Annotated in this window: 26 protein-coding genes; all 26 read left to right on the top strand. The window is 67.7% G+C overall.

What is annotated here, in order from left to right; genetic code table 11:
* Positions 1-7 precede the first annotated feature (7 nt).
* The 26 genes from N8888_RS09005 (at position 8) to N8888_RS08880 (ending at position 26,983) form a co-directional block, all read left to right on the top strand.
* Positions 8-757, top strand: a complete 750-nt coding sequence (locus N8888_RS09005; protein ID WP_065175709.1) for a flagellar basal-body rod protein FlgF — start codon at positions 8-10, stop codon at positions 755-757.
* A 102-nt stretch (positions 758-859) separates the two neighbouring features.
* Positions 860-1,645, top strand: a complete 786-nt coding sequence (gene flgG / locus N8888_RS09000; protein WP_053517910.1) for a flagellar basal-body rod protein FlgG — start codon at positions 860-862, stop codon at positions 1,643-1,645.
* Between the two features lie 22 nt (positions 1,646-1,667).
* Positions 1,668-2,360, top strand: coding sequence for a flagellar basal body L-ring protein FlgH (gene flgH / locus N8888_RS08995; RefSeq protein ID WP_065175710.1), 693 nt, complete (start codon positions 1,668-1,670; stop codon positions 2,358-2,360).
* An 8-nt stretch (positions 2,361-2,368) separates the two neighbouring features.
* Complete coding sequence (locus N8888_RS08990) at positions 2,369-3,496, top strand: flagellar basal body P-ring protein FlgI (protein WP_414487527.1); 1,128 nt, start codon at positions 2,369-2,371, stop codon at positions 3,494-3,496.
* A gap of 1 nt (position 3,497) precedes the next feature.
* Entirely contained in the window at positions 3,498-4,694 is a 1,197-nt protein-coding gene (gene flgJ, locus N8888_RS08985; RefSeq protein WP_263178190.1) for a flagellar assembly peptidoglycan hydrolase FlgJ, read from the top strand.
* 8 nt (positions 4,695-4,702) lie between these two features.
* Positions 4,703-6,583, top strand: a complete 1,881-nt coding sequence (flgK, locus tag N8888_RS08980) for a flagellar hook-associated protein FlgK (protein ID WP_053517907.1) — start codon at positions 4,703-4,705, stop codon at positions 6,581-6,583.
* Positions 6,580-7,782, top strand: a complete 1,203-nt coding sequence (flgL, locus tag N8888_RS08975; protein WP_053517905.1) for a flagellar hook-associated protein FlgL — start codon at positions 6,580-6,582, stop codon at positions 7,780-7,782. Before flgK ends, flgL begins: the two co-directional genes overlap by 4 nt.
* Positions 7,783-8,151: 369 nt before the next feature.
* Entirely contained in the window at positions 8,152-9,369 is a 1,218-nt protein-coding gene (locus tag N8888_RS08970) for a flagellin (protein ID WP_262218044.1), read from the top strand.
* Positions 9,370-9,441: 72 nt separating this feature from the next.
* Entirely contained in the window at positions 9,442-10,674 is a 1,233-nt protein-coding gene (locus N8888_RS08965; protein WP_263178186.1) for a flagellin, read from the top strand.
* An 86-nt stretch (positions 10,675-10,760) separates the two neighbouring features.
* Positions 10,761-11,939, top strand: coding sequence for a flagellin (locus tag N8888_RS08960; protein ID WP_263178184.1), 1,179 nt, complete (start codon positions 10,761-10,763; stop codon positions 11,937-11,939).
* A 436-nt stretch (positions 11,940-12,375) separates the two neighbouring features.
* Positions 12,376-13,791 carry a flagellar filament capping protein FliD gene (gene fliD, locus N8888_RS08955; protein WP_053519585.1) on the top strand — a complete coding sequence of 472 codons (1,416 nt, stop codon included), beginning with the start codon at positions 12,376-12,378 and terminating at the stop codon, positions 13,789-13,791.
* 127 nt (positions 13,792-13,918) lie between these two features.
* Positions 13,919-14,335, top strand: a complete 417-nt coding sequence (fliS, locus tag N8888_RS08950; RefSeq protein WP_053519586.1) for a flagellar export chaperone FliS — start codon at positions 13,919-13,921, stop codon at positions 14,333-14,335.
* On the top strand, positions 14,332-14,625 hold the full coding sequence (locus N8888_RS08945) for a hypothetical protein (RefSeq protein ID WP_053519587.1): 294 nt from the start codon (positions 14,332-14,334) through the stop codon (positions 14,623-14,625). Before fliS ends, N8888_RS08945 begins: the two co-directional genes overlap by 4 nt.
* Positions 14,622-15,200 carry a PilZ domain-containing protein gene (locus tag N8888_RS08940; protein WP_053519588.1) on the top strand — a complete coding sequence of 193 codons (579 nt, stop codon included), beginning with the start codon at positions 14,622-14,624 and terminating at the stop codon, positions 15,198-15,200. Before N8888_RS08945 ends, N8888_RS08940 begins: the two co-directional genes overlap by 4 nt.
* A 91-nt stretch (positions 15,201-15,291) precedes the next feature.
* A complete protein-coding gene (locus N8888_RS08935; RefSeq protein WP_053519589.1) occupies positions 15,292-15,924 on the top strand; it encodes a response regulator in 633 nt (210 codons plus the stop codon).
* Positions 15,925-16,193: 269 nt separating this feature from the next.
* Complete coding sequence (gene rpoN / locus N8888_RS08930; RefSeq protein WP_065183028.1) at positions 16,194-17,603, top strand: RNA polymerase factor sigma-54; 1,410 nt, start codon at positions 16,194-16,196, stop codon at positions 17,601-17,603.
* Positions 17,604-17,617: 14 nt separating this feature from the next.
* Positions 17,618-17,995 carry a response regulator gene (locus tag N8888_RS08925; RefSeq protein WP_053519591.1) on the top strand — a complete coding sequence of 126 codons (378 nt, stop codon included), beginning with the start codon at positions 17,618-17,620 and terminating at the stop codon, positions 17,993-17,995.
* The gene (locus N8888_RS08920) at positions 17,992-19,497 is read left to right on the top strand and encodes a sigma-54 dependent transcriptional regulator (RefSeq protein WP_263178179.1); all 1,506 of its coding nucleotides are present in this window, start codon (positions 17,992-17,994) and stop codon (positions 19,495-19,497) included. Before N8888_RS08925 ends, N8888_RS08920 begins: the two co-directional genes overlap by 4 nt.
* A gap of 258 nt (positions 19,498-19,755) precedes the next feature.
* Entirely contained in the window at positions 19,756-20,121 is a 366-nt protein-coding gene (gene fliE / locus N8888_RS08915) for a flagellar hook-basal body complex protein FliE (protein ID WP_053519593.1), read from the top strand.
* Positions 20,122-20,133: 12 nt separating this feature from the next.
* Positions 20,134-21,780: a flagellar basal-body MS-ring/collar protein FliF gene (fliF, locus tag N8888_RS08910; protein WP_065176166.1), complete on the top strand. Its 1,647-nt coding sequence runs from the start codon at positions 20,134-20,136 to the stop codon at positions 21,778-21,780.
* 7 nt (positions 21,781-21,787) lie between these two features.
* Positions 21,788-22,774 carry a flagellar motor switch protein FliG gene (fliG, locus tag N8888_RS08905; RefSeq protein WP_053519595.1) on the top strand — a complete coding sequence of 329 codons (987 nt, stop codon included), beginning with the start codon at positions 21,788-21,790 and terminating at the stop codon, positions 22,772-22,774.
* Positions 22,771-23,412 carry a FliH/SctL family protein gene (locus N8888_RS08900; RefSeq protein ID WP_053519596.1) on the top strand — a complete coding sequence of 214 codons (642 nt, stop codon included), beginning with the start codon at positions 22,771-22,773 and terminating at the stop codon, positions 23,410-23,412. Before fliG ends, N8888_RS08900 begins: the two co-directional genes overlap by 4 nt.
* Positions 23,409-24,794, top strand: coding sequence for a FliI/YscN family ATPase (locus tag N8888_RS08895; RefSeq protein WP_053519597.1), 1,386 nt, complete (start codon positions 23,409-23,411; stop codon positions 24,792-24,794). Before N8888_RS08900 ends, N8888_RS08895 begins: the two co-directional genes overlap by 4 nt.
* Before the next feature lie 3 nt (positions 24,795-24,797).
* Positions 24,798-25,265 (top strand): flagellar export protein FliJ, encoded by a 468-nt coding sequence (fliJ, locus tag N8888_RS08890; RefSeq protein WP_053519598.1) that lies wholly within the window; start codon positions 24,798-24,800, stop codon positions 25,263-25,265.
* Positions 25,262-26,353 (top strand): flagellar hook-length control protein FliK, encoded by a 1,092-nt coding sequence (locus tag N8888_RS08885; RefSeq protein WP_263178173.1) that lies wholly within the window; start codon positions 25,262-25,264, stop codon positions 26,351-26,353. The genes fliJ and N8888_RS08885 overlap by 4 nt, the downstream gene beginning before the upstream one ends.
* Positions 26,354-26,464: 111 nt before the next feature.
* Complete coding sequence (locus tag N8888_RS08880) at positions 26,465-26,983, top strand: flagellar basal body-associated FliL family protein (RefSeq protein WP_053519600.1); 519 nt, start codon at positions 26,465-26,467, stop codon at positions 26,981-26,983.
* Positions 26,984-26,988: the final 5 nt, after the last annotated feature.

Genomic DNA, 26,988 nt, shown 5'->3' with positions numbered 1-26,988 from the left:
TCCCCGCATGGATAAAGCCCTCTACGTGGCGATGACCGGTGCCCGCGCCTCCCTGCAGGCGCAGGGAACGCTCAGCCACAACCTCGCCAACTCCGATACCCCCGGCTTCAAGGAAGCGCTGGCCAACACCGAGGCCTTCCCGATCCAGGGCCGGGGCTTTGCCTCGCGGGTCGATGCGCTGCACGTCGACGCCGGCTTCAACCGCCGGCCCGGTGCACAGCACATCACCGGCAAGCCGCTGGACCTGGCGCTGCAGACCGGCACCTGGCTGGCCGTGCAGTCCACCGACGGCAGCGAAGCGTACACGCGCGGCGCGGCACTGTCGGTGACACCGAACGGTCAGCTGGTGACTTCCGGTGGGCGCCCGGTACTGGATGACAACAACAACCCGATCGCCATTCCGCCGTACCAGGCGATGGAGATCGGCAACGACGGCACGATCTCGATCATCCCGCAGGGTGAAGGCCCGCAGACCATGGCCATGATCGGCCGGATCAAGGTGGTGCAGGCACCGGATGAACGGCTCGAGCGCGGTCTTGATGGCCTGTTCCGCAACACCGATCCGCTGCAGCCGTTCGCCCAGGCCCTCGGGCCCACCGTGCACAGCGGCCAGCTGGAGGGCAGCAACGTCGATGCCGCCGGTGCACTGGTGCAGATGATCCAGCTGCAACGCCAGTACGAAATGCAGGTGCAGGTGATCAAGCACGGTGATGACAACGCACGCAGCGCCAACAGCCTGCTGCGACTGGGCAGCTGACGGAATTCCGCCGGCGCCGCGTAACGGCACTGGCACACCGCTTGCACGCCGTACCCCATGGGCCGCAGTACGCGGCCGGTTTCAGCAGACAGGACTCCGAAGATGAACCAGGCATTGTGGATCGCGAAAACCGGACTGGATGCGCAGCAGATGCGCATGTCGGTGGTTTCCAACAACCTCGCCAACACCAACACCACCGGCTTCAAGCAGGACCGCGCCAGCTTCGAGGATCTGTTGTACCAGCAGGTCCGCCAGCCGGGCGGCGCATCGTCGGCGCAGACCCAGCTGCCGACCGGCCTGCAGCTGGGCACGGGCGTGCGCGTGGTGGCCACCGCCAAGAACTTCGAGCAGGGCAGCCAGCAGCAAACCGGCCGCGCGCTGGACGTGATGGTCAATGGCCGGGGCTTCTTCGAGGTGCAGCTGCCCGATGGCAGCTCCGCCTACACCCGCGACGGCTCGTTCAAGATCAACCAGGACAGCGAACTGGTCACCAACAGCGGTTACCCGGTGCAGCCCGGCATCCAGATTCCCGAAGGCGCGCAGTCGGTAACCATCGGCAGCGACGGCACCATCAGCGTGAAGATGGCCGACGACGCCGCATCGGTGGAAATCGGTGCGCTGACCCTGACCGACTTCGTCAATCCCGCAGGCCTGCAGGCGCGCGGCGAGAACCTGTTCCTGGAAACCACCGCCTCGGGGCCGGCGCAGAACGGCAACCCGGGCCTGAACGGGCTCGGCAACGTGGTCCAGGGTGCGCTCGAAGGCAGCAACGTGAACGTGGTGGAGGAGCTGGTGTCGATGATCGAAACCCAGCGCGCCTACGAGATGAACGCCAAGGCGATCTCGACCACCGACTCCATGCTGGCCTACCTCAACAACAAGATCTGACCGGCCCAACCGGGATAACGCCATGTCGCCCATTTCCACCCTCGCCCGCACTGTCCTCGCCAGCACGGTGGCCGCCCTGCTCGGCGGCTGCGTGATTGCCGGCGACGTGCGCCCCTACCCCGCGATGGCGCCGCTGCAGCCGATCATGCCGCCCCAGGCCGAGCCGACGGCCGGTGCGATCTATGCGGCAGGGCCAACCCTGCAGCTGTACTCGGACCGCCGCGCGCGTGATGTCGGCGACCTGCTGACCATCACGCTGCTGGAAAACACCACCGCGCAGACCAGCGCCAACACCGCCACCAACAAGGAATCGAATCTGAGCCTGGGGACGCCCTCGATCTTCGGTGCGCCGGTCACCCTGGGCGGCAAGGACATCCTCAGCGCCAGCGCCAAGGGCGCGCGCGACTTCACCGGCAAGGGCAACAGCGCACAGAGCAACCGCCTGCAGGGCAGCGTCACGGTCACCGTGATCCAGCGCCTGCCCAATGGCAACCTGGTCGTGCAGGGACAGAAGAATCTGCGCCTGAACCAGGGCGACGAGCTGGTGCAGGTGCAGGGCATCGTGCGCCCGGGTGACATCAGCCCGGACAACACCCTTCCCTCCAGCCGTGTGGCCGAGGCCCGCATCGTCTACGGCGGCCGCGGTCCGGTCGCGCAATCCAACGCGATGGGCTGGCTGAGCCGCTTCTTCAACTCCGGCCTGACGCCGTTCTGAGCATGGCCATGACGCTTACCTTCTTCTCTTCCTGGCACCGCCTGTCATCGCTGTGCTGCCTGGTGCTGCTGGCAGTGGCTGCGCCCGCCAATGCCGAGCGCATCAAGGATCTGGCCCAGGTCGGCGGCGTGCGCGGCAACGCGCTGGTCGGCTACGGCCTGGTGGTCGGCCTGGATGGCAGTGGCGACCGCACCAGCCAGGCCCCCTTCACCGTGCAGAGCCTGAAGAACCTGCTGGGGGAGCTGGGCGTGAATGTGCCGGCCAACGTCAATCCGCAGCTGAAGAACGTCGCCGCCGTGGCGATCCACGCCGAACTGCCACCGTTCGCCAAGCCGGGGCAGCCCATCGATGTCACCGTGTCCTCGATCGGCAACGCGGTGTCGCTGCGTGGCGGCTCGCTGCTGATGGCGCCGCTGCGCGGTGCTGATGGCCAGGTCTACGCCATCGCACAGGGCAACCTGATCGTGGGCGGCTTCGGTGCCCAGGGCAAGGATGGCTCGCGGGTGTCGGTGAACGTGCCCAGCGTCGGCCGCATTCCCAACGGTGCCACGGTCGAACGCGCGTTGCCGGATGTGTTCGGTGCCAACGGCGAAATCACCCTGAACCTGCACAACAACGACTTCACCACCGTCTCGCGGATGGTCGCCGCGCTCAACAACGCCTTCGGCGAAGGCGCGGCACGCGCCGTCGACGGCGTGACTGTGGCGGTGGCCGCGCCGACCGACCCGGGTGCACGCATCGGCCTGCTTGCCCGCATCGAGAACCTGGAGCTGACCCCGGGCAGCGCCCCGGCCAAGGTCGTGGTCAACTCGCGTACGGGCACGGTGGTCATCGGCCAGCAGGTCCGCGTCGGCCCTGCGGCGATCTCGCACGGTTCGCTGACGGTGACCATCCAGGAGAACACCAACGTCAGCCAGCCCAACGCACTGGCCGGCGGCAGCACGGTGGTCAGCCCGCAGTCGACCATCACCGCCACCAACGATGGCAGCCGCATGTTCAAGTTCAATGGCGGCACCACACTGGATGAGATCGTGCACGCGGTGAACGCCGTCGGCGCCGCGCCGGGCGACCTCATCGCGATCCTGGAAGCACTGAAGCAGGCCGGCGCGCTGAGCGCCGAACTCGAGGTGATCTGACATGCGCATCACCCCCGCCTTCGAGCTGAATCCGGCGCAGCAGAACGACCCGGCCAGGATCGACAAGGTCGCGCGGCAGCTGGAAGGCCAGTTCGCGCAGATGCTGGTCAAGAGCATGCGCGATGCCAGTTTCGGCGACTCGCTCTTTCCCGGTGAGAACAAGATGTTCCGGGAGATGTACGACCAGAAGATCGCCGAGGCGATGACCCGTGGCAAGGGACTCGGGCTGTCGGCCATGATCACCCGCCAGCTGTCCGGAGCGACCGCCGAAGGACCGGCGCTGGATACCGGCATCGGCGCTGCGAAGGCCAGCCGGGCCTATCAGCTCAACGCGCCCGCGAAGGCGGCGCCGTCGCTGCCGCTGGAGGACGCCGGCCAGGCCGTACGCATGCTGCAGCAGATGGCCGCAGGTGCACAGCAGGATGCATCGGCCGCCATCGCGCCGATGGAACAGGCCCTGGACCTGATCGCCGGCCGCGAAAGCAGCAGCGTCCACCGGTCGCTGGGCACCGATGATCCGTACATCGCCGGGCTCGAGGGCCCCGACTGGGCAGCCCGCAACGACCAGTGGGCCGCCACCGCCAGCAACCGTGGCAGCGGCACTACGACCGATGCGCTGGCGACCCGCACCGCGGTTGCCCAGCTGGGCGCGCATACCCCGGAAGGCTTCGTCGCCAGCATCTGGCAGCACGCGCAGAGCGCAGCCAGGGAGCTGGGCGTGGACGCCCGCGCGCTGGTTGCGCAGGCCGCACTGGAAACCGGCTGGGGCAAGCGCCAGATCAAGCACGCCGATGGCAGCACCTCGCACAACCTGTTCGGCATCAAGGCCAATGGCTGGAACGGGCAGCGTGCGGTGGCCGGCACCCATGAGTACGTCGATGGCGTGCGCCGCAATGAAACCGCAAGCTTCCGCGCCTACTCCTCGCCGGCCGAGAGCTTCGCCGACTACGTGCGCCTGCTGAAGACCAGCCCGCGCTACCAGCAGGCCCTGCAGGCCGGCACCGATGTGCAGGGCTTCGCCCGGGGCCTGCAGCGGGCCGGCTATGCCACCGATCCGCGCTACGCGGCCAAGATCGCCGCGATCGCCGGCGGCCCGACCATCGAGCGTGCCGTCGCCGCCGTGACCGATGTCGGCAGTCGCCTTGGCCAGACCTTCGCCAGCACCGCGACAGCGGCGCTGGGTATCACCCGTCGTTGAGGAACCCCATGTCCAGCGTACTTTCCACCGGTACCGGTGCCCTGCTCGCCTTCCAGCGCGCCCTGGCAACCACCAGCCACAACGTGGCCAACCTCAACACGCCGGGTTACAGCCGGCAGAAGGTCAATTTCGCCACGGCCGATCCGCAGAACTTCGGCTACGGCACGGTGGGCAACGGCACGCGCATCACCGACATCCGGCGCACTGCCGACCAGCTGGCGATCTCGCGCCTGCTCGACAGCAGCGGTGAGCTGGCACGCCTGAAGCAGTTGTCCGGCATGGCCGACCGAGTCAACGCGCTGTTCTCCGACGCCGCCACCAACGTCGCAGGCGTCTGGTCCAGCTTCTTCGATTCGGTCAGCGGCCTGTCTTCCAATGCCTCCGGCACGGCCGACCGGCAGAGCATGCTGGACGGCGGCAAGGCCCTGGCCAACCGTTTCGTGCAGCTCAATACCCATCTGAACAACCTCAACAGCGAGGTCAACAACGGCCTGCTCGCCGGAGCGACCGAGGTCAACCGGCTGGCGCAGGAGATCGCCCAGATCAACGGCGCCATCGGCACCAACATCGCCAGCGCGGCCCCGGACCTGCTCGATCGCCGCGACCAGCTGATCTCGCAGCTGATCGGCTATACCGGTGGCACCGCGGTGATCCAGGACGGCGGCGTGATGAACGTCTACACCGCCGGCGGCAACGCACTGGTGGTCGGCACCACCGCCACCCGGGTCACCACCGTGGCCGATCCGTACCAGCCCGAGCGCCTGCAGCTGGCACTGGAAACGCAGGGCAACACCATCACCCTGGATCCCAAGGCCGTCGGCGGCCAGATCGGTGGGCTGATGGAGTTCCGCGACACCGTGCTGACCCCGGCGCAGGCGGAACTGGGCAAGCTGGCGATCGGCCTGGCCGACAGCTTCAACCAGGTCCACCACCAGGGCGTGGATCTCTACGGCCAGCTCGGCGGTGACTTCTTCAACATCGGCACGCCGCGGGTGACGGCCAACAGTGGCAACAGCGGGACGGCCAGCATCAGTGCCAGCTTCGGCGATCTCGGCAAGCTGGACGCGCAGAACGTCGTCCTGCAGTTCGATGGCACGCAGTGGAAGGCGAGCCGCGCCGACACCGGCGCCAGCATTCCGTTGACCGGCACCGGCACTGCGGCCGATCCGCTGGTGATCAACGGCGTCGAGCTGGTGGTCGGCGGCACGCCGGCAATCAACGACCGCTTCCTGCTGCAGCCCACTGCCGGCGTGGCCGGCAGCCTGGAGATCGCCATCACCGATCCCTCGCGCATCGCAGCCGCGGCTGCCGTGAAGGGCGCCGCCGCCACCGCCAATACCGGTACGGGCAAGCTCAGCGGCGTCTCCGTGACCGATGCCGGCCATGCGGACCTGCGCAATCCTGCGGCGATCGTCTTCACCTCCGCCACCACCTACACCATCGATGGTGGCCCTCCGCAGACCTACACCCCCGGCCAGACCATCAGCGCCAACGGTTGGAGTTTCGTTCTCGACGGTGCACCGCGTACCGGCGACACCTTCAACATCACCCCGACCCCGGCCGGCTCTTCGGACAACAGCAACGCGGCAAGGCTGGCCAAGGTGGAGAGCGCCAAGGCGTTCAGCAGCGGCACCGTCACCCTGAACGGCGCACTGGGCGGGCTGACCACCCAGGTCGGCGCGGCAGCGCGCTCGGCCGAGTACTCGCTTGAAGCGCAGTTGGTGATCAACGAGAAGGCCCAGGACGCGCGCGACGAAATCTCCGGCGTCAACCTGGATGAGGAGGCGGCGAACATGCTCCGCCTGCAGCAGGCCTACCAGGCCGCCTCGCAGTTGATTTCCACTGCCGACAACATGTTCCAGACCATCCTGGGAGCCGTCCGCCGATGAGCAGCCGCATCTCCACCGGAATGATGTTCAACCAGTCGGTGACGCTGATGCTGGCCAAGCAGGCCAAGCTCAATCACCTGGAGCAGCAGATCGCCACCGGCAGCAAGATCGTCAGCGCCAAGGACGATCCCGTGGCCGCGGGCACCGCCGTGGGCCTGGACCGCAGCCTGGCGGCACTCGAGCGCATGGGCCTCAACGCCGGCAACGTGCAGAACCGGCTCGGCGTGCAGGAGAACACACTGGCCCAGGTCAACGATCTGATGGGCCGCGTCAGCGATCTGACGCTGCAGGCCAGCAATCCGGCGCTGAGCGCCGCGGACAAGAAGACCCTGATCACCGAGCTGAACCAGATCCGCGACGGCCTGCTGTCGCTGGCCAACAGCAGCGATGGTACCGGCCGCTATGTATTCGGTGGCACCCATGACGGCGATCCGCCGTTCGCCAAGATCGACGGCAAGGTGGTCTATCGCGGCGACCAGACCCAGCGCCAGGTGGAAGTGGGGCCGGACACCTACGTGCTCGACGCCCTGCCCGGCAGCGAGATCTTCATGCGCATTCCAACCGGCGATGGCTTCGTCGACGGCAGCGCCGCCGCAGGCAACACCGGCAAGGGCGTGCTGACCAACATCACCCGCGACGGCAGCGACAGCTGGAACGGCCAGGCCTTCAGCGTGCGCTTCACCGCCAGCGACCAGTACGAGGTGCTGGACGCAACGGGCAACGTGACCAGTACCGGCTCCCTGAAGCCCGGCGACGAACTGGAAGTGAACGGCGTGCGCCTGCAGATCACCGGCGCTGCCGAGCCCGGCGATACCTTCAACGTGCAGCCGGCCGGCAGCCGCGACATCTTCGCGACGATGGACAAGCTGATCGCCGCACTCGACGCCGATACCGGCAGCACCGCACAGCTGGCGGCGCAGCAGAACCAGCTGCAGAGTGCATTGCGCGACGTAGGCCGCGCGTCCGAGCGGATGATCGATTCGCGTGCTGCCGGCGGATCGCAGCTCAAGGCGCTGGACAATGCAGCGGACATGCGCGAAGCCAACAGTGTGACGTTGAAGACCACCCTGTCACAGATGCGCGACCTGGACTACGCCGATGCCCTGAGCCAGTACCAGTTGCAGAGCACCGCGCTGCAGGCTGCACAGACGATCTTCTCGCAGATGCAGTCGATGTCGCTGTTCAACAAGATCGGCTGATCCGTTCCCCGCACACGCCCATGAAGGCCGCGATGCCCTGCATCGCGGCCTTTTTCGTTTCCGCAGCACCCTGCCGCTGCCTCGCCCGCCGGTGCGCCGCGCGCGTTCATTGACGACCCGCGCGCCCAGGTCCGCCCCACCCGGCGCCACCAGCGGCGCCCGCCCCCCCTGCCCGCCCCCTTCCAGGCCGGTGAAACCCCGGAAAAACAGCGTCCCGCGGGCTTTTTCCGGTTCATCGGAATTCACGCCTAAAGGTTGTTGACAAAGCGCCGTTATTCATTTGGCAACGGCGAAGCACACAGCCAAACAAAAAACAGGCGGCGCTTCGTTCCATTCACCTACGGGTTCCAAATAAGAGGAGACGACCCCATGGCACAGGTAATCAACACCAATACGATGTCGCTCAACGCTCAGCGCAACCTGAGCACCAGCGGCAACTCGCTGGCCACCACCATCCAGCGCCTCTCGTCCGGCCTGCGCATCAACAGCGCGAAGGACGACGCCGCCGGCCTGGCGATCTCGGAGCGTTTCAGCACCCAGATCCGCGGCCTGGACGTGGCCATCCGCAACGCCAACGACGGCATCTCGCTGGCCCAGGTCGCCGAAGGTTCGCTGAGCGAAGTCGGCAACAACCTGCAGCGCATCCGCGAACTGGCCGTGCAGGCCTCCAATGCCACCAACTCCAGCAGCGACCGCAAGGCCCTGCAGGCCGAAGTGACCCAGCTGGTCAGCGAAATCGACCGCGTCGCCAAGCAGAGCGACTTCAACGGCACCAAGCTGCTCGACGGCAGCTTCACCAGCCAGCTGTTCCAGGTGGGTGCCAACGCCGGCCAGGCCATCGCCATCAACAGCGTGGTCGACGCCAAGGCCAACTCGCTGGGCGCAACCACCTTCGTCGACGCCGGCAGCGCCACCCTGGATGACGCAGCCGTCGACGCCGCCGCCGGTACGCTGGCCAACATCACGGTGGGCGGTGTCAGCATCGGCGACGTCACGTTCGACTACACCACCCCGCCGGGCGCGCCGGCCACCGCCGCCGAGATCGCTGCGGTGCGCAAGGTCAACCAGGACAACGCCACCAAGGCGCTGGCTGCTGCCCTGAACGGCAAGATCGGCGAAACCGGCCTGCATGCCGCGCAGTCCACCACCGCGGGCGAAGTCACCCTGACCTCGGTCAAGGCCGACAACACCGTGGCCGGTGTGACCGTGAAGATGGGGCCGACCGCCACCGCAACTGATCTGAACGCCCCCGCCGCCGGCACTGCTGCTGCCCACGTCGCCGACATCCAGATCGATACCGTCGCCGGCGCCCAGCAGGCCCTGGAGATCGTCGACAAGGCCCTGGAATCGGTCAACAGCGTCCGCGCCGACCTGGGCGCGATCCAGAACCGCTTCACCTCGGTGGTCGCCAACCTGCAGACCTCTTCCGAAAACCTGTCGGCCTCGCGCAGCCGCATCCGCGATACCGACTTCGCCAAGGAAACCGCCGAACTGACCCGCACCCAGATCCTGCAGCAGGCCGGCACGGCCATGCTGGCCCAGGCCAACCAGGTGCCGCAGAACGTGCTCAGCCTGTTGCAGCGCTGACATGAGCCGCTCCCGGGGCACGTCGGGGGCGTCTGACCCAACTCACGTGCAACCGCTCAAGGACCTCTCCTCATGGCACAAGTCATCAACACCAACACGATGTCGTTGAATGCTCAGCGTAACCTGAGCACCAGCGGCAGCTCGCTGGCCACCACCATCCAGCGCCTGTCCTCCGGTTCGCGCATCAACAGCGCCAAGGACGACGCCGCTGGCCTGGCGATCTCCGAGCGCTTCGGCACCCAGATCCGCGGCACCGATGTGGCCATCCGCAATGCCAATGACGGCATCTCGCTGGCCCAGGTCGCCGAAGGCTCGTTGACCGAGATCGGGAACAACCTGCAGCGCGTCCGCGAGCTGTCGGTGCAGGCCGCCAATGCCACCAACTCGGCCAGTGACCGCAAGGCGCTGCAGGCCGAAGTGACCCAGCTGGTCAGCGAAATCGACCGCGTCGCCAAGCAGTCCGAGTTCAACGGCACCAAGCTGCTGGACGGCTCGTTCTCCAGCCAGCTGTTCCAGGTCGGCGCCAACGCCGGCCAGGCTATTGCCATCGACAAGGTGGTCGATGCCAAGGCCGACGCGCTGGGCAATGCCGTCTTCGACTCCAACTCGATCACGATCGAAGAAGGTGGCTCGTTGGCAGCCGATGCCGGCAAGGAAATCACCTATTCCGGCCTGACCATCGGTGGCGGCAGCCTGACCTCGGCGATCAAGATCGCCGACGTCAAGATCACCTCCACCGGCGACGCCGCCAAGGACCAGGCTGCCCTGGCCGCGGCGACCGTGACCGCGATCAACGCCAAGATCGGTGAGACCGGCGTCTACGCCGAACTCGACGGCACCACCGCCGGCAAGATCAACCTGACCTCGGTGAAGGAAAGCGTCGACAAGGACGGCAAGTTCGTCGCCATGTCGGCCACCGCGGGCGCCAGCACCGGCGTCGCCGGGTTCGACAGCGATGCCGCCACCGCCAGCCCCAGCGCCGCAGCGGGCAAGCTGCTGAAGGACGTCGACATCAGCACCGTGAAGGGTGCCCAGCAGGCGCTGGAAGTGGTCGACAAGGCACTGGGTTCGATCAACAACACCCGCGCCGACCTGGGTGCGATCCAGAACCGCTTCACCTCGGTGGTCGCCAACCTGCAGACCTCGACGGAGAACCTGTCCGCCTCGCGCAGCCGCATCAAGGACACCGACTTCGCCAAGGAAACCGCTGAACTGACCCGTACCCAGATCCTGCAGCAGGCCGGCACGGCCATGCTGGCCCAGGCCAACCAGGTACCGCAGGGCGTGCTCAGCCTGCTGCGCTGATCCGCACCGCGATCCACTCCCGGGCGTCGGCCAGGCCGGCGCCCGGACCCTGAACCACGCACCACCTCCGCCAAAGGAAATGCACCATGGCACAAGTCATCAACACCAATACGATGTCGCTGAATGCTCAGCGCAATCTGAGCACCAGCGGCGCCTCGCTGGCCACCACCATCCAGCGCCTGTCCTCGGGCTCGCGCATCAACAGCGCCAAGGACGACGCCGCCGGCCTGGCGATCTCCGAGCGCTTCGGCACCCAGATCCGCGGCACCGACGTGGCCATCCGCAATGCCAACGACGGCATCTCGCTGGCCCAGGTCGCCGAAGGTTCGCTGACCGAGATCGGCAACAACCTGCAGCGCATCCGTGAGCTGTCGGTGCAGTCGTCCAACGCCACCAACTCGGCCAGCGACCGCAAGGCCCTGCAGGCTGAAGTGACCCAGCTGGTCAGCGAAATCGACCGCGTCGCCAAGCAGTCCGAGTTCAACGGCACCAAGCTGCTGGACGGCTCGTTCTCCAGCCAGCTGTTCCAGGTCGGCGCCAACGCCGGCCAGGCCATCGCCATCGACAAGGTGGTGGACGCCAAGACCGAATCGCTGGGCACCGCGACCTTCGCCACCGGCACTACGGCTGCCCTGGCAGCGGGCGGCGACGGCGCACGCATCACCGGTACCGTGATGGACGTGGATATCGGCACCGTCGAGATCAAGGCCGGCGCGACCACCGAAGAGGCCGCCAAGGCCGTGGCCACCGCCATCAACGCCAAGATCGGTGAAGCCGGCATCTATGCAGAAGCCAACAGCAACGGTACCCTGAAGCTGAGCTCGGTGAAGGAAGGCAAGGATGTCGTTGCCGCTGACATCGCGCTGGAGCGCAGCAACCTGACGGCCGCAACCGGCGTGTGGAGTGCAAAGACTGCAGTCGCGGCCTACGCCCCTGGCACCGCCACCGATGCCAGCGTGCAGAAGCTGGACGTGAGCACCGTGCTCGGCGCCCAGCAGGCGCTGGAAGTGGTCGACAAGGCACTGGGTTCGATCAACAACACCCGCGCCGATCTGGGTGCGATCCAGAACCGCTTCACCTCGGTGGTTGCCAACCTGCAGACCTCGACGGAGAACCTGTCCGCGTCGCGCAGCCGCATCAAGGACACCGACTTCGCCAAGGAAACCGCTGAACTGACCCGTACCCAGATCCTGCAGCAGGCCGGTACGGCCATGCTGGCCCAGGCCAACCAGGTACCGCAGGGCGTGCTCAGCCTGCTGCGCTGATCCACGGCAAGAAGGTACCGCTGCCGCCGGTCGAACCGGCGGCAGCGGCAACCCGACAGCCACGGCGCACGCAGGCGCGGGCCATGCCCGGCCCGGGACGCTTCCCGAACCGGCTTGGCATCGCCCGCCCCTGCGGACCTCTGTTTCAGCGCTGTACCTTTGACTGTACGCACCGGGCGGCTTCGTCTCCCCCCGATTGTCAGTAGCCTGATCCCTCCCCTGCTTTGGGGGAGGGTTTTTTGCAGACTCCCGGCAGCCTGCGTCGTCCCGACCGCACCCTGCCCCGTCACTCCTGCAACCTGCATGCCAAACCTGCCGTCCGGCACTGGCACGGCGCATGCATCAACGAAGTCCTCAAGACCCAGCGGCGCAGGCCGCTATTTTCGTTGACGACGGGCGGCCGCAGCGCGGCGCCCGGATTACCAGGAGAAACGACGTGGCAGACTTTGGATACGGTGGCATCGGCTCGGGCCTGGACATCTCCAGCATCGTCAGCCAGCTGGTCGCGGCCGACCGCAAGCCCGCCGACAATGCGCTGAACCTGCAGCAGTCCAAGACCAAGATGCAGCTGTCGTCGATCGGCACCGTCACCGCGGCCTTCGACAAGCTGAAGACCGCACTCACTGCACTGAAGGCCACCACGGCCTTCGACACCCGCACGGTCACCGCCAGCAAGGGCGGCAGCGGCGGTACCGACGAGATCCTGACGGCCAGCGTGGCGCTGTATGACGTCGGCACCACCAAGGCGGCAGCGTCCAATGGCACGCACATCATCGACGTCAAGTCGCTGGCGACCGCACACAAGCTGATCGCCGACACCTCCGTGCCCAAGACCGATACGTTCGCCGCCGGAACCTTGACGTTGACCGTCGGCGTCGGCGACAAGGCCAAGACCATGAACGTGGAGGTCGAGGAAGGCGACACGCTGACCACGATCCGCAACAAGATCGACGCCGCCGGCCGCAAGGAAGGCGTGCAGGCCACCCTGATCAGCTCCGGCGACAACCAGTACCTGTCGATCGCACAGGAAAAGACCGGCGCGGCAAACGCGATCAAGCTCGAATACGCCGGCAGCGACCCGAAGTTGGGAGCGCTGGTCGGCAGCCTGAAGCAGAACACCGCGGCCGCCGATGCCAAACTGACCATCGATGGCGTTGAAGTGGTGAGCGCCAGCAACACCGTGGCCGACGCCGTGCCGGGCCTGACCCTGAACCTGAAGAAGGAAGGACAGAGCACGGTCACGATCAGCACCGACACGGCCGCGGCAACCAAGGTGATGCAGGATTTCGTGACCGCGTACAACGCGGCCATCGCCGCCATCAACACCGAAACCAAGTACGACGCCAAGACCAAGGAAGCGGCAGCCCTCACGGGCGACGCACAGATGCGCGGCGCCGCCAGCCAGCTGCGCTCGGTGATGTCGGGCGTGCTCAAATCCTTGTCCGGCGATGGCCTGGACGCCAAGGCCATCGGCCTGCAGACCCGTGGCTACCCCAATGCCGATGGCAGCCTGGTGCTTGATACCACCAAGTTCGCTGCCGCGCTTGCCAGCCAGCCGGAGAAGATCCGCCAGGCGATCACTGGCGATGCCGGCGGTGCGGGCCAGCTGTACTCGCTGGTCGACGGCTACGTGAGCACGACGGTCGGCAAGGAGGGTGCGTTCGTGGCCCGCACCAAGGGCCTGAACAACACCCTGGACAGCATCGACAAGCGCCGCAAGGACCTGGATACACGCATGGTCGGTGTGGAGGCACGGTACAAGAAGCAGTTCCTCGCACTGGACAGCCTGATGGGCAAGCTGCAGCAGAGCAGTTCGGCACTGCAGCAGCAGCTGGCGCAGTTGAACGGTTGACGGACGCGCGCGGCACTCAAGTTTGGTGCCGAACGCACCGATAACGGACGCAACAGCAATCATCGCGGTACTGCCGGCAGTGATCGTCACGATCCTGCTGCAGCACCCAGCGCAAGGAGAATCACGAATGTACGGTTCCAGCCGTCAGTACGCCGAGCAGTACCGCCAGGTGGGAGTGACCAGTGCGGTCACCGATGCCGATCCGCACAAGCTGGTGGCCCTGTTGCTGGCGGGCGCGCTGGAGCGCGTGCGGCGCGCACTGGCCAGCCTCGAGCGCGGCGACCATGCCGGCAAGGGCAAGGCGATCGGCGAGGTCTGCGCCATCGTCGGCCACCTCAACGGCTCGCTGGACCATGAGGCCGGCGGCGAAATTGCCGGCAATCTTTCGTCCCTCTACGACTACGTGCTGCAGCGCCTGACCGAGGCCAACCTGCACAACGACCGCGCCGCTCTGGACGAATCGCTGCAGCTGCTGGGCGAGATCGACAGCGCCTGGAACGCAATTCCGCACGAGCAGCGCCGTACGGCAGCGGTGGCACCATGAGCCTGCAGGCACTGCATGCGCAGCTGGATGCTTTCGAGAAGGCGCTGGGTGAAGATGCCTTCGACACCGCCGACAGCCTGCTCGAAGGCCATGACAGCAAGCTGCACGCGCTGTTGAGCCAACCGCTGGCGGCCGCCGACCATGCGCCCCTGACCGCGCTGTTCGAACGCCAGCAGAGCCTGCTCACCCTGCTGCGCCATCGCCGCGACGCGGTGGCCGTGCAGCTGCACGATGGACGGCGCTCCCTTCGCGCCGCGCACGCCTACCTGCAGGCAGAATCGCTGGCATGACCCTCCTGCCGACCACGTCGCTGCATCACCCGGCCGAAAGCGAGCTGTTCGACGAGACGCTCAGCTGCGAACTGGCGCTGCCGGTCGAGTTCCAGGCCGGCAATGCGGCGGGACGTACCAGCAGCGCCGAAGGCCTGCTGCGCAGCCTGGCGCTGGTCGAGGACAGCCGTGTCGATGAACACGACGAGCGCAGCGAGGCCAGCCTTCCGCTGCAGCGGCTGGAAGCCAAGCTGGATCTGGCCATGGTGCTGCTGGGCCGGCTCGTGCGCCAGCAGGGCCCGGCATTGACCCTGCGCCCGGTGCGCTGGTCCCGGCGCGGCATCCGCCTGCAGCTGGGGCCCCGCAGTGGCGCGGCCCCGGGCCAGGCCGGCGTGGTCCGCGTGCAGCCCAGCGACTGGCTGCCCGACCATATCGATCTGCCGGTGGAAGTGGTTGCCGAGGCCGCCGACGGCAGCGGAGGCCACTATCTCTGGCTGCGTTTCCATCGCCTCGGCGACGGACTGGAAATGGCCATGGAGCGGCATCTGTTCCGCCTGCACAGACGTCAGGTGGCCGAAGCAAGGCGGGCGCGCTGAACCCTGGCACGCCCGCCCGCAACGGACGACGCTTGGCTCGCCCGTTCAGCTAAGTTAAGGTGGACTCCCCTCCCGGACCTCCAGCGTGCCTGTGCGAGTTCTCATCGTCGACGATCACACCCTGGTCCGCGCCGGCCTGGCGCGGCTGCTGCAGGGGTTTGCCGACGTGCAGCTCGTGGCCGAGGCCAGCAACGCCGAGCAGGCGCTGCAACTGGCCCTGCAGCACGCGCCGGACGTGGTGCTGATGGATCTGTCCCTGCCCGGACGCACCGGCCTGGAAGCACTCAGCGACATCCGCATGCGCGCACCCGGCACCCGGGTAGTGATGATGACCATGCACGATGATGCCGCCCACGTGCGCGACGCACTGGATCGCGGTGCCGTCGGCTTCGTGGTCAAGGATGCCGCTCCGCAGGAACTGGAACTGGCGCTGCGCGCTGCACACGCAGGCCAGGTGTTCCTGAGCCCGCAGATCTCGGCGAAGATGCTGGCGCCCATGCTGGGCCGCGAGAAGCCCACCGGTATCGCCGCGCTGTCACCCCGCCAGCGCGAGATCCTGCGCCGCATCGGCAAAGGCGAAAGCAACAAGGAAATCGCCGCCGATCTCGGCATCAGCGTCAAGACCGTGGAAACCCACCGCGCGCGCATGATGGAGTCGCTGGGGTGCCGCCGCGCCAACGACCTGCTGCTGCTCGCCGCCCGCCACCAGCACGAGCTGGAGTGACCGCGCCATCCGGATGACGGGTTCCCGTCACCCCCACAGGCACTGACGGAATCCCGTACACGCCGGCACGACGCCCCGACCGCGTGCGCAACAGGAAATCAATGGCTTGCGACCGGGAAACGTCAACATCCCGCGCCGATGTCGGGAAAACCCCTACACGCTGTCGGGTAATTCACCAACCACCTCAGGAACCCCCTGATTCCGCACCTGCCGGATCAGAAGCAAGATGCGTTCCACAAGGCGTCGGGGAGCGGCGCCGGGGAACCACGATGAAGGCTGCACTCTCCGCCCAGCTGGGCCAACAACTTCACCTCACCCCGCAGCTGCTGCAGTCGATCCGGCTTCTGCAGCTGGACGGACTGCATCTGGAACAGGAAATCCAGCGCCTGCTCGACTCCAACCCGATGCTGGACATCGAGGATGCCGAAGCGCCTGCGCCCGAACCCGTCGACGCCGGCGCCACCACGCTGGAGACCGCGGCGTTCGACGAGCTGCCCGAATCCTCGATGTGGGACGTTGCCGGCGCCAGCTGGCAGGACGGCGACGATGACCGCATGGCACGCATCGCGGCGGGCGAATCGAGCGATCCGCAGCTGCGCGTGCTGCAGCGGCTGGCACTGGACCTGGATGACCGCGAGCTGGCGGTCGCCGCCTTCTGGCTCGAGCATTGCGATGACGCCGGCTATCTGCAGGCACCGCTGGCACAGCTGCAGCTGCTGGCCAGCGCCCAGTTCGACATCGCCGCCGATGGCGTGGAAGCGGTCCGCCAGCGCCTGCTGCATGGCGAGCCCGCCGGCATGGCCGCGCGGGACCTTCGCGAAAGCCTGCAGGCCCAGCTGCGCAGCCTGGACGGCGTGGTTCCCGCGCGGCATCTGGCCACCCGCATCCTTGCCGGCGCGCTCGAGCCGCTGGCCGCGCACGACTACCCCGCCCTCGCCCGCCTGCATGACGCCGAGATCGGTGACGTGCGCGAAGCAGTGCGGTTGATCCTCTCGCTGCAACCCCGCCCGGGTGACAACCTGCTGCCGGAGCGCAATGCCGTGGTGGTACCGGACGTGGTCGCCTGGCACGCCGACGGCCAGTGGAAAGTGGCCCTGAATCCGGCGACCAGCCGTCGCGTATCGATCAACACGCAGTACGAACAGGCCCTGGCCGACAGCAACGAGGCTGCACCGGCGCTGCGCGAGATGCTGCAGGAAGCGCGCTGGTTCAGCCGTGGCCTGTCGATGCGCTATGACACCCTGCTGCGTACCGCGCGGGTGATCGTCGAGCGCCAGGCCGCGTTCTTGGTCCGGGGCGAGGAAGCGATGGCGCCGCTGACGCTTAAGGAAGTAGCGGAGGAGATCGGCATGCACGAGTCCACCGTCTCGCGCATCACCACCGGCAAGTACCTGCAGACCCCGCGTGGCACCTTCGAGCTGAAGCACTTCTTCGCAGTGCGCCTGGAAGGCGCCAGCGTCTCCGGCCAGGCGGTGAAGGCCATGGTGCGCCGCCTGATCGATGCCGAGCCGGCCGGTCGGCCGCTGGCCGATGAGGCCATCGCCGCCCTGCTTTCGCGCCAGGGGGTGAACATTGCCCGCCGAACCGTCGCAAAATACCGAGAACAACTGGATATCGCCCCGGCCCGCGAACGGCGCCGGCTCAGCGCCAGGCAACCACAGCTGGCCCGGGTGGGCTGAAAAGGATGTTGGACATGAACACGCTCACGGTCCTGCTGGTCGACGACCACGAAGGTTTCATCAACGCAGCGATGCGCCATTTCCGCAAGATCGACTGGCTGCAGATCGTCGGCAGTGCCGGCAACGGCCTGGAAGCGATCGAGCGCTCGGAGACCCTGCGCCCGCAGGTGGTGCTGATGGACCTGGCGATGCCGGAAATGGGTGGCCTGCAGGCGACCCGCCTGATCAAGTCGCAGGATGACGCCCCGTACATCGTCATCGCCAGCCACTTCGATGACGCCGAGCACCGCGAGCATGCACTGCGCGCCGGCGCCGACAATTTCGTCAGCAAGCTGTCCTACATCCAGGAAGTGATGCCGATCCTGGAAGGCCTCAGGGAGGATCGATCGTGAGCGAGTCGCGCATCCTGGTGCTGGACAACGACGCCGTGCGTGCCGAACGCACCGTTGCCCTGCTGGAATTCATGGACTTCAATCCGCGCTGGGTTTCCGACGCGGCCGATTTCGACCTGGGCCGGCAGCGCCAGAGCGACTGGATGGCGGTGATCGTCGGCAGCCTCGACGATAGCGCTGCCAGCACCGCCCTCTACGCGTGGCTGGGCGGCAGCAGCCTGCCGCCGCCGGTGCTGCTGGCCGATGGCGAGGCCAGTGCCTTCGCCCACCGCCACGGCCTGCATGAAGCCAACATCTGGCCGCTGGAGACGCCGCTGCGCCATGCGCAGATGGAAGCCCTGCTGCGCCGTGCCAGCCTCAAGCGCCTGGATGCCGAGCACCAGGCGGGCGCCGTGCAGGAGCAGGGACCCACCGGCAATGGTGCCGCTGTGAGCGCGCTGCGCACGATGATCGACCAGGTCGCGGCATTCGACACCACCGTACTGGTGCTGGGCGAGTCGGGCACCGGCAAGGAAGTGGTCTCGCGCGCCATCCACCAGCGCTCGCCGCGCCGCGACGGGCCATTCGTGGCGATCAACTGTGGCGCCATTCCAGCCGACCTGCTGGAGAGCGAACTGTTCGGCCACGAGAAGGGGGCCTTTACCGGCGCGCTGACCGCGCGCAAGGGCCGCTTCGAAATGGCTGAGGGCGGCACCCTGCTGCTGGATGAGATCGGCGACATGAGCCTGCCGATGCAGGTCAAGCTGCTGCGCGTGCTGCAGGAGCGCAGCTTCGAGCGTGTCGGCGGCAACCAGACCATCCGCTGCAACGTGCGGGTGATCGCCGCGACCCACCGCGATCTGGAGAGCCGGATCGCCGACGGCAAGTTCCGCGAAGACCTGTTCTACCGCCTCAATGTGTTCCCGATCGACGTGCCGGCCCTGCGCGACCGGCGCGAGGATCTGCCGGCACTGGTGGAAACCATTGCCGCGCAGCTGGCGCGCACCGGCCGCGGCGAAGTCCGTTTCACTGCCGAAGCCCTGCAGGCGCTGGCGGGCTACGAATGGCCAGGCAACGTACGCGAGCTGACCAATCTGGTCGAACGCCTGGCGGTGCTGCATCCGGGTGGTTCGGTCCGCGTGCAGGACCTTCCCGCGCGCTACCGGGGCGACGCCATGCTGGCCCCCGTCAGCACCCCGGCGGCGGTACCGGCAGCACCCAGCGAAGAGCGATTGGATCTGCGCAGCTTCTCCTTCCACACCCCCGGCAGCGGCGGCCAGCCGTCGCTGGAGCACGGCATCGCGGTCAACCGCGCTGCGGCTGCCACGGCCCTGCCCGACGACGGCCTGGACCTGCGCAACCACATGGCCAGCATCGAGCTGGGCCTGATCAATGAAGCGCTGGAGCGGACGCAGGGGGTGGTCGCCCACGCCGCGCAGCTGCTGGGCCTGCGCCGCACCACTTTGGTGGAAAAACTGCGCAAGTACGGCATCGAACGCGAGCAGGCCGAACTGGCCAGCTGAGCGTGATCGCCAGCATGAAGGGGGCACGGACGCCTGGGCTTGCCCGGGCGTTCGTGTATCCGGCGCCGCCGGCAAGGCCAAAAAACCGACGCCGGTTCACTGACACCGGCAGATGACGACAGCGTATCGGCACGCCAGCTCGCCCGTCCTCCGCCGAACGCAAACTTCCGTCACGTTTCTGAACCGCTCAGGCGTTCCGGCACGGCACTTGCAGTGATCCCTGCAGATTCCCCATCCCTGTTCCTGGAACCGTTGCAGATGTCCCACTCCGTCACTTCGATCCTTTCGCAGATCCGCACCTACCAGTCCCAGATGGGACAGCCGGTGCTCAATCCGCTGGCTGAAGCGCCGCGCAGCAATGCCCTTCCTGGTGCGGTGCTGGATGCGCCGCAGGTGCAGCCGGCCAGCTTCACCGAGACCCTGCGCGGTGCGATTGCCGGCGTCAACAATGCGCAGCAGACGTCCGGCGCGCTGGCCAAGGCGTTCGAGATGGGCGAACCCGGCGCCGACCTGGCCAAGGTGATGGTCGCCTCGCAGCAATCCCAGATCGCCTTCCGCGCCACCGTGGAAGTCCGCAACCGTCTCGTCCAGGCCTACCAGGACGTGATGAACATGCCGCTGTAAGGAACTTGACGCATGGCACTGACGCTTTCCAAGGACAGCCTGAACGCCGAGAAGGCGGGGCAATGGTTCGACCGCCTACAGAGCCTGCAGATCACCCGTCGGCTGGGGCTGATGGCGATGATCGCAGTGGCGGTGGCGGCGGGCCTGTTCGTGTTCTTCTGGTCGCAGAAGCCCGGCATGGTTCCGCTGTATACCGGCCTGGACCAGAAGGCCACCGCTGAAGCGACCGACCTGCTGCGTGCAGCGCAGATCCCGTTCGCCCTGGACCCGGCAACCGGTGGCATCACCGTGCCGGAGAAGAACCTGCATGACGCCCGCCTGAAGCTGGCCGGCTCCGGCCTGACCGACAGCGGCAAGCTGGGCTTCGAGCTGATGGAGCGCGACCCGGGCTTCGGTGTCAGCCAGTTCGTGGAAAGCGCGCGCTACCAGCACGCGCTGGAAACCGAACTGTCGCGCACCATCAATACGCTGCGACCGGTGCGTGACTCACGCGTGCACCTGGCCATCCCCAAGCCCAGTGCCTTCACCCGCCAGCGCGACGTCGCCAGTGCTTCGGTGACCCTGGAACTGCGCGGTGGCCAGCAGCTGGAGCGCAGCCAGGTGGATGCGATCGTGCACATGGTCGCCGCCAGCATTCCGGACCTGTCGCCGGAACGGGTGACCGTGGTCGACCAGAGCGGGCGCATGCTCAGCATCAGCGACCCGAACAGCGAAGCGGCGGTCAATGCCGCCCAGTTCGAGCAGGTCCGCCGGCAGGAGACCTCCTTCAACCAGCGCATCCGCGAGTTGCTGGAACCGATGACCGGCCCGGGCCGCGTCAATCCGGAAGTCAGCGTGGACATGGACTTCTCGGTCACCGAGGAAGCGCGTGAGCTGTACAACGGCGAGCCGGCCAAGCTGCGCAGCGAACAGATGAGCGAGAACACCACCAGCACGCCCGGACCGCAGGGTGTGCCTGGCGCAACCAGCAACACGCCTCCGGGCCAGGCTGCGCCGCCACAGACCGCGCAGACGCCGAGCGAAAGCAGCAAGAACGCCACGCGCAACTACGAGCTGGACCGCACGCTGCAGCACACCCGCCAGCCGGCCGGCCGCATCAAGCGCGTGTCGGTGGCGGTGCTGGTGGACAACGTGCCGCGCCCCGGCGCCAATGGTGCACTTACCCCGCAGCCGCTGTCGGCTGCCGAACTGACCCGCGTCGAGGCGCTGGTCAAGCAGGCCGTCGGCTTCAGCGCCGAGCGGGGCGATACGGTCTCGGTGATGAATGCCCCGTTCGTGCGCGAGACCACACCGGTGGAAGGCCCGGCCTGGTGGGAGCTGCCGTGGGTGCACGATGCCGGCCGCATGCTGCTGGGGGCCATTGTGGTGCTGGCGCTGCTGTTCGGCGTACTGCGTCCGGCGCTGCGTGCCATCACCGGCCAGGCGAAGAAGCACGACCCGCTGGCACTGGAACCGCATACCGCTGACGTACAGCTGGTCGATGACGATGGCAGCCCGCTGCCGGCCCTGGGTGCCGAGCGCGCTGGCCTGGGTGGACCGGAGGCGCTGGCCCTGCCGGTGGACTCCTACGAGGAACGACTGCGGATGGCCCGTGAAGCCGTGAAGACCGACTCCAAGCGCGTGGCCCAGGTGGTCAAGGGTTGGGTGGCCAATGACTGAGGTACCGCTGACCGGAGTGCAGCGCGCCGCCGTGCTGCTGCTGTCGCTGGGTGAACTGGACGCGGCCGAAGTGCTGCGTCACATGGAACCCAAGGAAGTCCAGAAGATCGGCATCGCGATGGCCACCATGTCCGACATCACCCGCGAACAGGTGGAACGGGTGATGGACCAGTTCGGCCAGGAGCTGGGCTCCAAGACCTCGCTGGGCGTGGGGTCGGACGACTACATCCGCAACATGCTGGTGCAGGCACTGGGCAGCGAAAAGGCCGGCAACCTGATCGATCGCATCCTGCTGGGCCGCAACACCACCGGCCTGGATGCGCTGAAGTGGATGGATCCGCGTGCGGTCGCCGACCTGGTCCGCAACGAGCACCCGCAGATCATCGCCATCGTCATGGCCCACCTGGAAACCGACCAGGCCGCCGATGCGCTGAAACTGCTGCCCGACCGCACCCGCGTGGACGTGCTGCTGCGCATCGCCACCCTCGATGGCATTCCGCCGAACGCACTCAATGAACTCAACGAGATCATGGAGCGCCAGTTCGCCGGCAACCAGAACCTGAAGTCATCCAACATCGGCGGCGTGCAGTGCGCGGCCAACATCCTCAACTTCATGGACAGCGGCCAGGACCAGGCGATCCTGGGCGAGATCGCACGCATCGACGCGCCGTTGAGTGGCCGCATCCAGGACCTGATGTTCGTGTTCGACGACCTGGTGGATCTGGACGACCGCGAGATGCAGCTGGTGCTGCGCGAAGTCAGCGGCGAGCGGCTGGGACTGGCCCTGCGCGGCGCCGACATCAAGGTCCGCGACAAGATCACCCGCAACATGTCCCAGCGTGCCGCCGAGATCCTGCTGGAGGACATGGAGGCCCGTGGGCCGGTGCGTCTGTCCGACGTGGAAGGCGCGCAGCGCGAGATCCTGGCCATCGTCAAGCGCATGGCCGATGAAGGCACCATCACCATCGGCGGCAGCGCGGAGGCCATGCTGTGAGCACCGTCGTGCGCTGGCTCGCCCCTGACCTGCTGGCCCAGCCGGAACCCGTGCTGGAACAGGAGGACGCGTCCGGGCATGCCGGGCCGGACCCGGAGCACGAGCCGGAACCGCCGCTGCAGTTGCCGACCCTGGAAGAGATACAGGCCATCCAGGACAGTGCCGAGAAGGAAGGCTTCCAGCACGGCCATGCGGAGGGCTATGGCCAGGGCCAGGCCGAGGTGCGCCGGCTTGCCGCGCAGATCGAGGGCATCCTGGACAACTTCAGCCGCCCGCTGGTCCGCCTGGAGAACGAGGTGGTCGGTGCGCTGGGAGAGCTGGCGGTCCGCATCGCCGGTGCCCTGGTCGGTCGCGCCTACGAGGCCGAACCGGCGCTGCTGGCACAGCTGGTCGGCGAAGCCATCGATGCGGTCGGCGGCAGCACGCGCGAAGTGGAAGTGCGCCTGCACCCGGACGACATCGCTGCCCTCGCCCCCTTGCTTACCCTGCCACCGCAGCAGCGGCTGGTTGCCGACACCAGCCTCAGCCGCGGCGACCTGCGCGTGCATGCCGAGGCCGTGCGCATCGACGGCACTCTCGAAGCCCGCCTGCGTGGCGCGCTGGACGCAGTGATCCGCCAGACCGGAGCGAACGCATGACGGCCGAAACGCCACTGCCGCCACCTGCGGCAGACTGGGCCCTGGCCCGCAATCTGCGCTTGGCCCGTCGCCTGGACGGGCTGCGCGTGGACACCGCACACGGCCGTGGCCTGATCCGCGAAGGCGTGCTGCGCCGCGCGGTCGGGCTGACCCTGGAAGCGGTCGGCTGCGAAGCACCGCTGGGGGCCAGCTGCAAGGTCGAAGTGGTCGACGGTGGCTGGGTGGATGCCGAAGTGGTCGGCTTCGCCGGTGAGCGCACCTACCTGATGCCCAGCGCCGAACTGCATGGCCTGTTGCCCAACGCGCGGGTCGTGCCATCGGCACGGCGCGGCGGCGTGGAAGTGGGCGAAGGCCTGCTCGGCCGGGTGATCGACAGCGATGGCGTGCCGCTGGACGGCAAGGGCCCGATCCGTGCCGAAGGCCACGTCGGCATGGCCGGTGTGTCGATCAATCCACTCGCGCGCGAGCCGATCACCCAGCCACTGGATGTGGGCGTGCGCGCCATCAACGCACTGCTGCCGATCGGCCGTGGCCAGCGTGTCGGCCTGTTCGCCGGCTCCGGCGTCGGCAAATCGACACTGCTGGGCATGATGACCCGCTACACCGCTGCCGACGTCATCGTGGTCGGGCTGATCGGCGAACGCGGCCGCGAAGTGCGCGATTTCGTCGAAACCACGCTGGGCGAGGAAGGCCTGCGCCGCGCGGTGGTGGTCGCCAGCCCGGCCGACCGGCCACCGCTGGCGCGCCTGCATGGCGCCTACCGTGCAACCGCCATTGCCGAATGGTTCCGCGACCAGGGCCTGAACGTCCTGCTGCTGATGGACTCGCTGACCCGCTTCGCGCAAGCACAGCGCGAGATCGGCCTGTCGGTGGGCGAACCGCCGACCACGCGCGGCTACCCGCCGTCGGTGTTCGCCAAGCTGCCCGCGCTGGTCGAACGCGCCGGCAACGGCGCCAAGGGGCGCGGCTCCATCACCGCGTTCTACACCGTACTGACCGAAGGCGACGATCCGCAGGATCCGATCGCAGACGCCGCACGCGCGATCCTCGACGGCCACATCCTGCTGTCGCGCCGGGTCGCGGACAGCGGCCTGTACCCGGCCATCGACGTGGAATCGTCCGTCAGCCGCGTGGTCACGGAAATCGCCGACGAACCGTGGCGCCTGCGCATCCGCAAGCTCAAGCGGCTGGTCTCGGCCTACTCGGCCAACCGCGACCTGATCGCCATCGGCGCCTACCAGCGCGGCAACGACGCAGCCACCGACGAAGCCCTGGAACGCTGGCCGGAAATCATGGAATTCCTGGGACAGGACGTGGCCAAGGCCGCGGATCTCCCGCACAGCCAGGCGGCGCTGCAGCGCCTGGTGGAAAACGAGGTGTAAGCGATGAACCAGTCCAAGCGTATCGACCCTCTGCTGAGGCGGGCACAGGAACATGAAGATGCGGTCGCCCGCGACCTGGCCGAGCGCCAGCGCCTTCTCGACACTCACCTGTCGCGTCTGGACGAACTGCGACGTTATGCCGAGGAGTACGCCAACGCACAGATGGCCGCGACCAGTCCCGCCCAGCTGTTGAACCGGCGTGCGTTCCTTGACCGCCTCGACAGTGCGGTGGAGCAACAGCAGCGCACCGTCGACGGCAACCGCGAGAAGGTCGAAGCCGAACGCGCGCGCCTGATCCTGGCCAGCCGGGACAAGGCGGTGCTGGAGCAGCTGGCCGCCAGCTATCGCGCACAGGAAAAGGTGGTGACAGACCGCCGTGACCAGCGCGAGATGGATGACATCGGCGCGCGCCGCTCCCGCCTGGCGCAGGCCGAGGACCAGGACGGCACAGACACCGGAGGCCGTTCGTGACGCCCGCCGCGCTTTCGGGCAGCAGCACGACGGCCACTCCGCCCGGCGTGGGCAGCAGCCCGTCGCGCACGGCACGCAGCGAAGGCGGCAAGGACTTCGGTCAGCTGCTGCAGGGCGGCGCGCCCGTCCCGCCCACGGACAGCCCCGCGCCGACCGGCGTTGCGGCCACCGGCAGCGATGACGCCGCCAGCGTGCGGCCCCCCGCCAGCGAGCAGGTCGCGAGCGAGGCCGCTGCGCCACCGGCCGGCAAGGCTGCGACCGACCAGGACGCGACGACCGAAACCGACGAGGCGCCCTGGCCGCCATTCGGTCTGGCCGGGCTGGTGCTGGCCGCTCCACTGCCCGCCGACCCTGCGGCCAGCGTCCCACCGTCCGCCACGGGCACAGCGCCGCCGGCCCTGGCGGCAACCGCCGTACCGCCATCGCCGGTTGCCGCGTCGCCTGCCGCCGCGGTGCAGGCACCCGCCCCGGGCGTCGATGGCGAAGACGGCGCACTGCCCCTGCCCGCTCTGCCGATGGGCGACGCCGCGCTGGAGCGCAGCGGTGACACCGACAGCACGTTGCAGGGTGATCGTGCCCCGCCTGCACCCCTGCAGGCGCCCCTGCCCGCCGCACTGCAGGATCTGAAGGCGGCGCTGTCCAGCAACGCGGTCTTCAACGGTGAACCGACGCCGAAGCCGGTGCTTGGCGACGATGGATTCGACCAGGCCATTGGCGCCCGCCTGGGCTGGCTGGCCGACCAGAAGATCGGCCACGCCCACATCCGACTGAGCCCGGACGATCTGGGGCCGGTGGACGTACGCCTGCAGCTCAACGGCGACAAGGTCCACGCCAGTTTCAGCAGCCCGCACGTGGATGTCCGCCAGGCGCTGGAAAGCAGCCTGCCACGCCTGCGTGAACTGCTGGGCGAACAAGGCTTCCAGCTGGCCCACGCCGATGTCGGCCATCAGCCGGGCGGCGGTGGCGCACCTGCCGGCCAGGCCGGGCAGGAGGCAGGTCGGGGTGACGGAGAACCGACGCGGGGTGATGCCAGCCTGCCGGCCACCCCGTTGATCCGCCAGCGTGGCCTGCTGGACGCCTACGCCTGACGTGCGCGACCGACGCAGGCCCTGCCGACGGATTTCCGTCGCACCCTGTTCCCGGTGCATCGGCACACCCCTTGCATATCCCGGTGAAGCAACCCTCAGGAGCTTCACCTCGTGGCCGCAGCCGCTGACAAAACCAAGAAGAACGTCGAAAAGGACAAGGCCCGCACGCCGCGCAGTCCGATCCTGATCACCGCGCTGGTGGCCGTACTGGCTGCCGCTGCCGCCGGTGGCGGCGTGTGGTTCTTCACCCAGTCCACGCAGGAAGAAAAGACCAGCCAGGCGCCGAAGAAGAAGAACGCCACGCCGGCACCGGCGCAGTACTTCGCGCTGGAGCCCGCGTTCGTGGTCAACCTCAATGGTCCCATCGACGGCCCGCGCTACCTGCAGCTGGAAGTGCAGCTGATGACCCGTGATCCGGCCGCGCTGGAGGCGATCAAGACCCACGCCCCGGCCCTGCGTGCACGACTGCTGATGCTGTTCTCGCAGGTCGAGCCGGCACAGATTGCCGATATCGCCGGCAAGAAGAAGCTGCAGGCCGATTCGCTGGCCGAGGTGCAGAAGGTGCTCAAGGCCGAGACCGGCAGCAATGGTGCCGACGATCTGCTGTTCACCAGCTTCGTGACCCAGTAAGGGCC

This window comes from Stenotrophomonas maltophilia, assembly GCF_025642255.1.
Classification (GTDB): domain Bacteria; phylum Pseudomonadota; class Gammaproteobacteria; order Xanthomonadales; family Xanthomonadaceae; genus Stenotrophomonas; species Stenotrophomonas maltophilia_P.
This window is presented reverse-complemented; position numbering and strand designations above follow the sequence as displayed.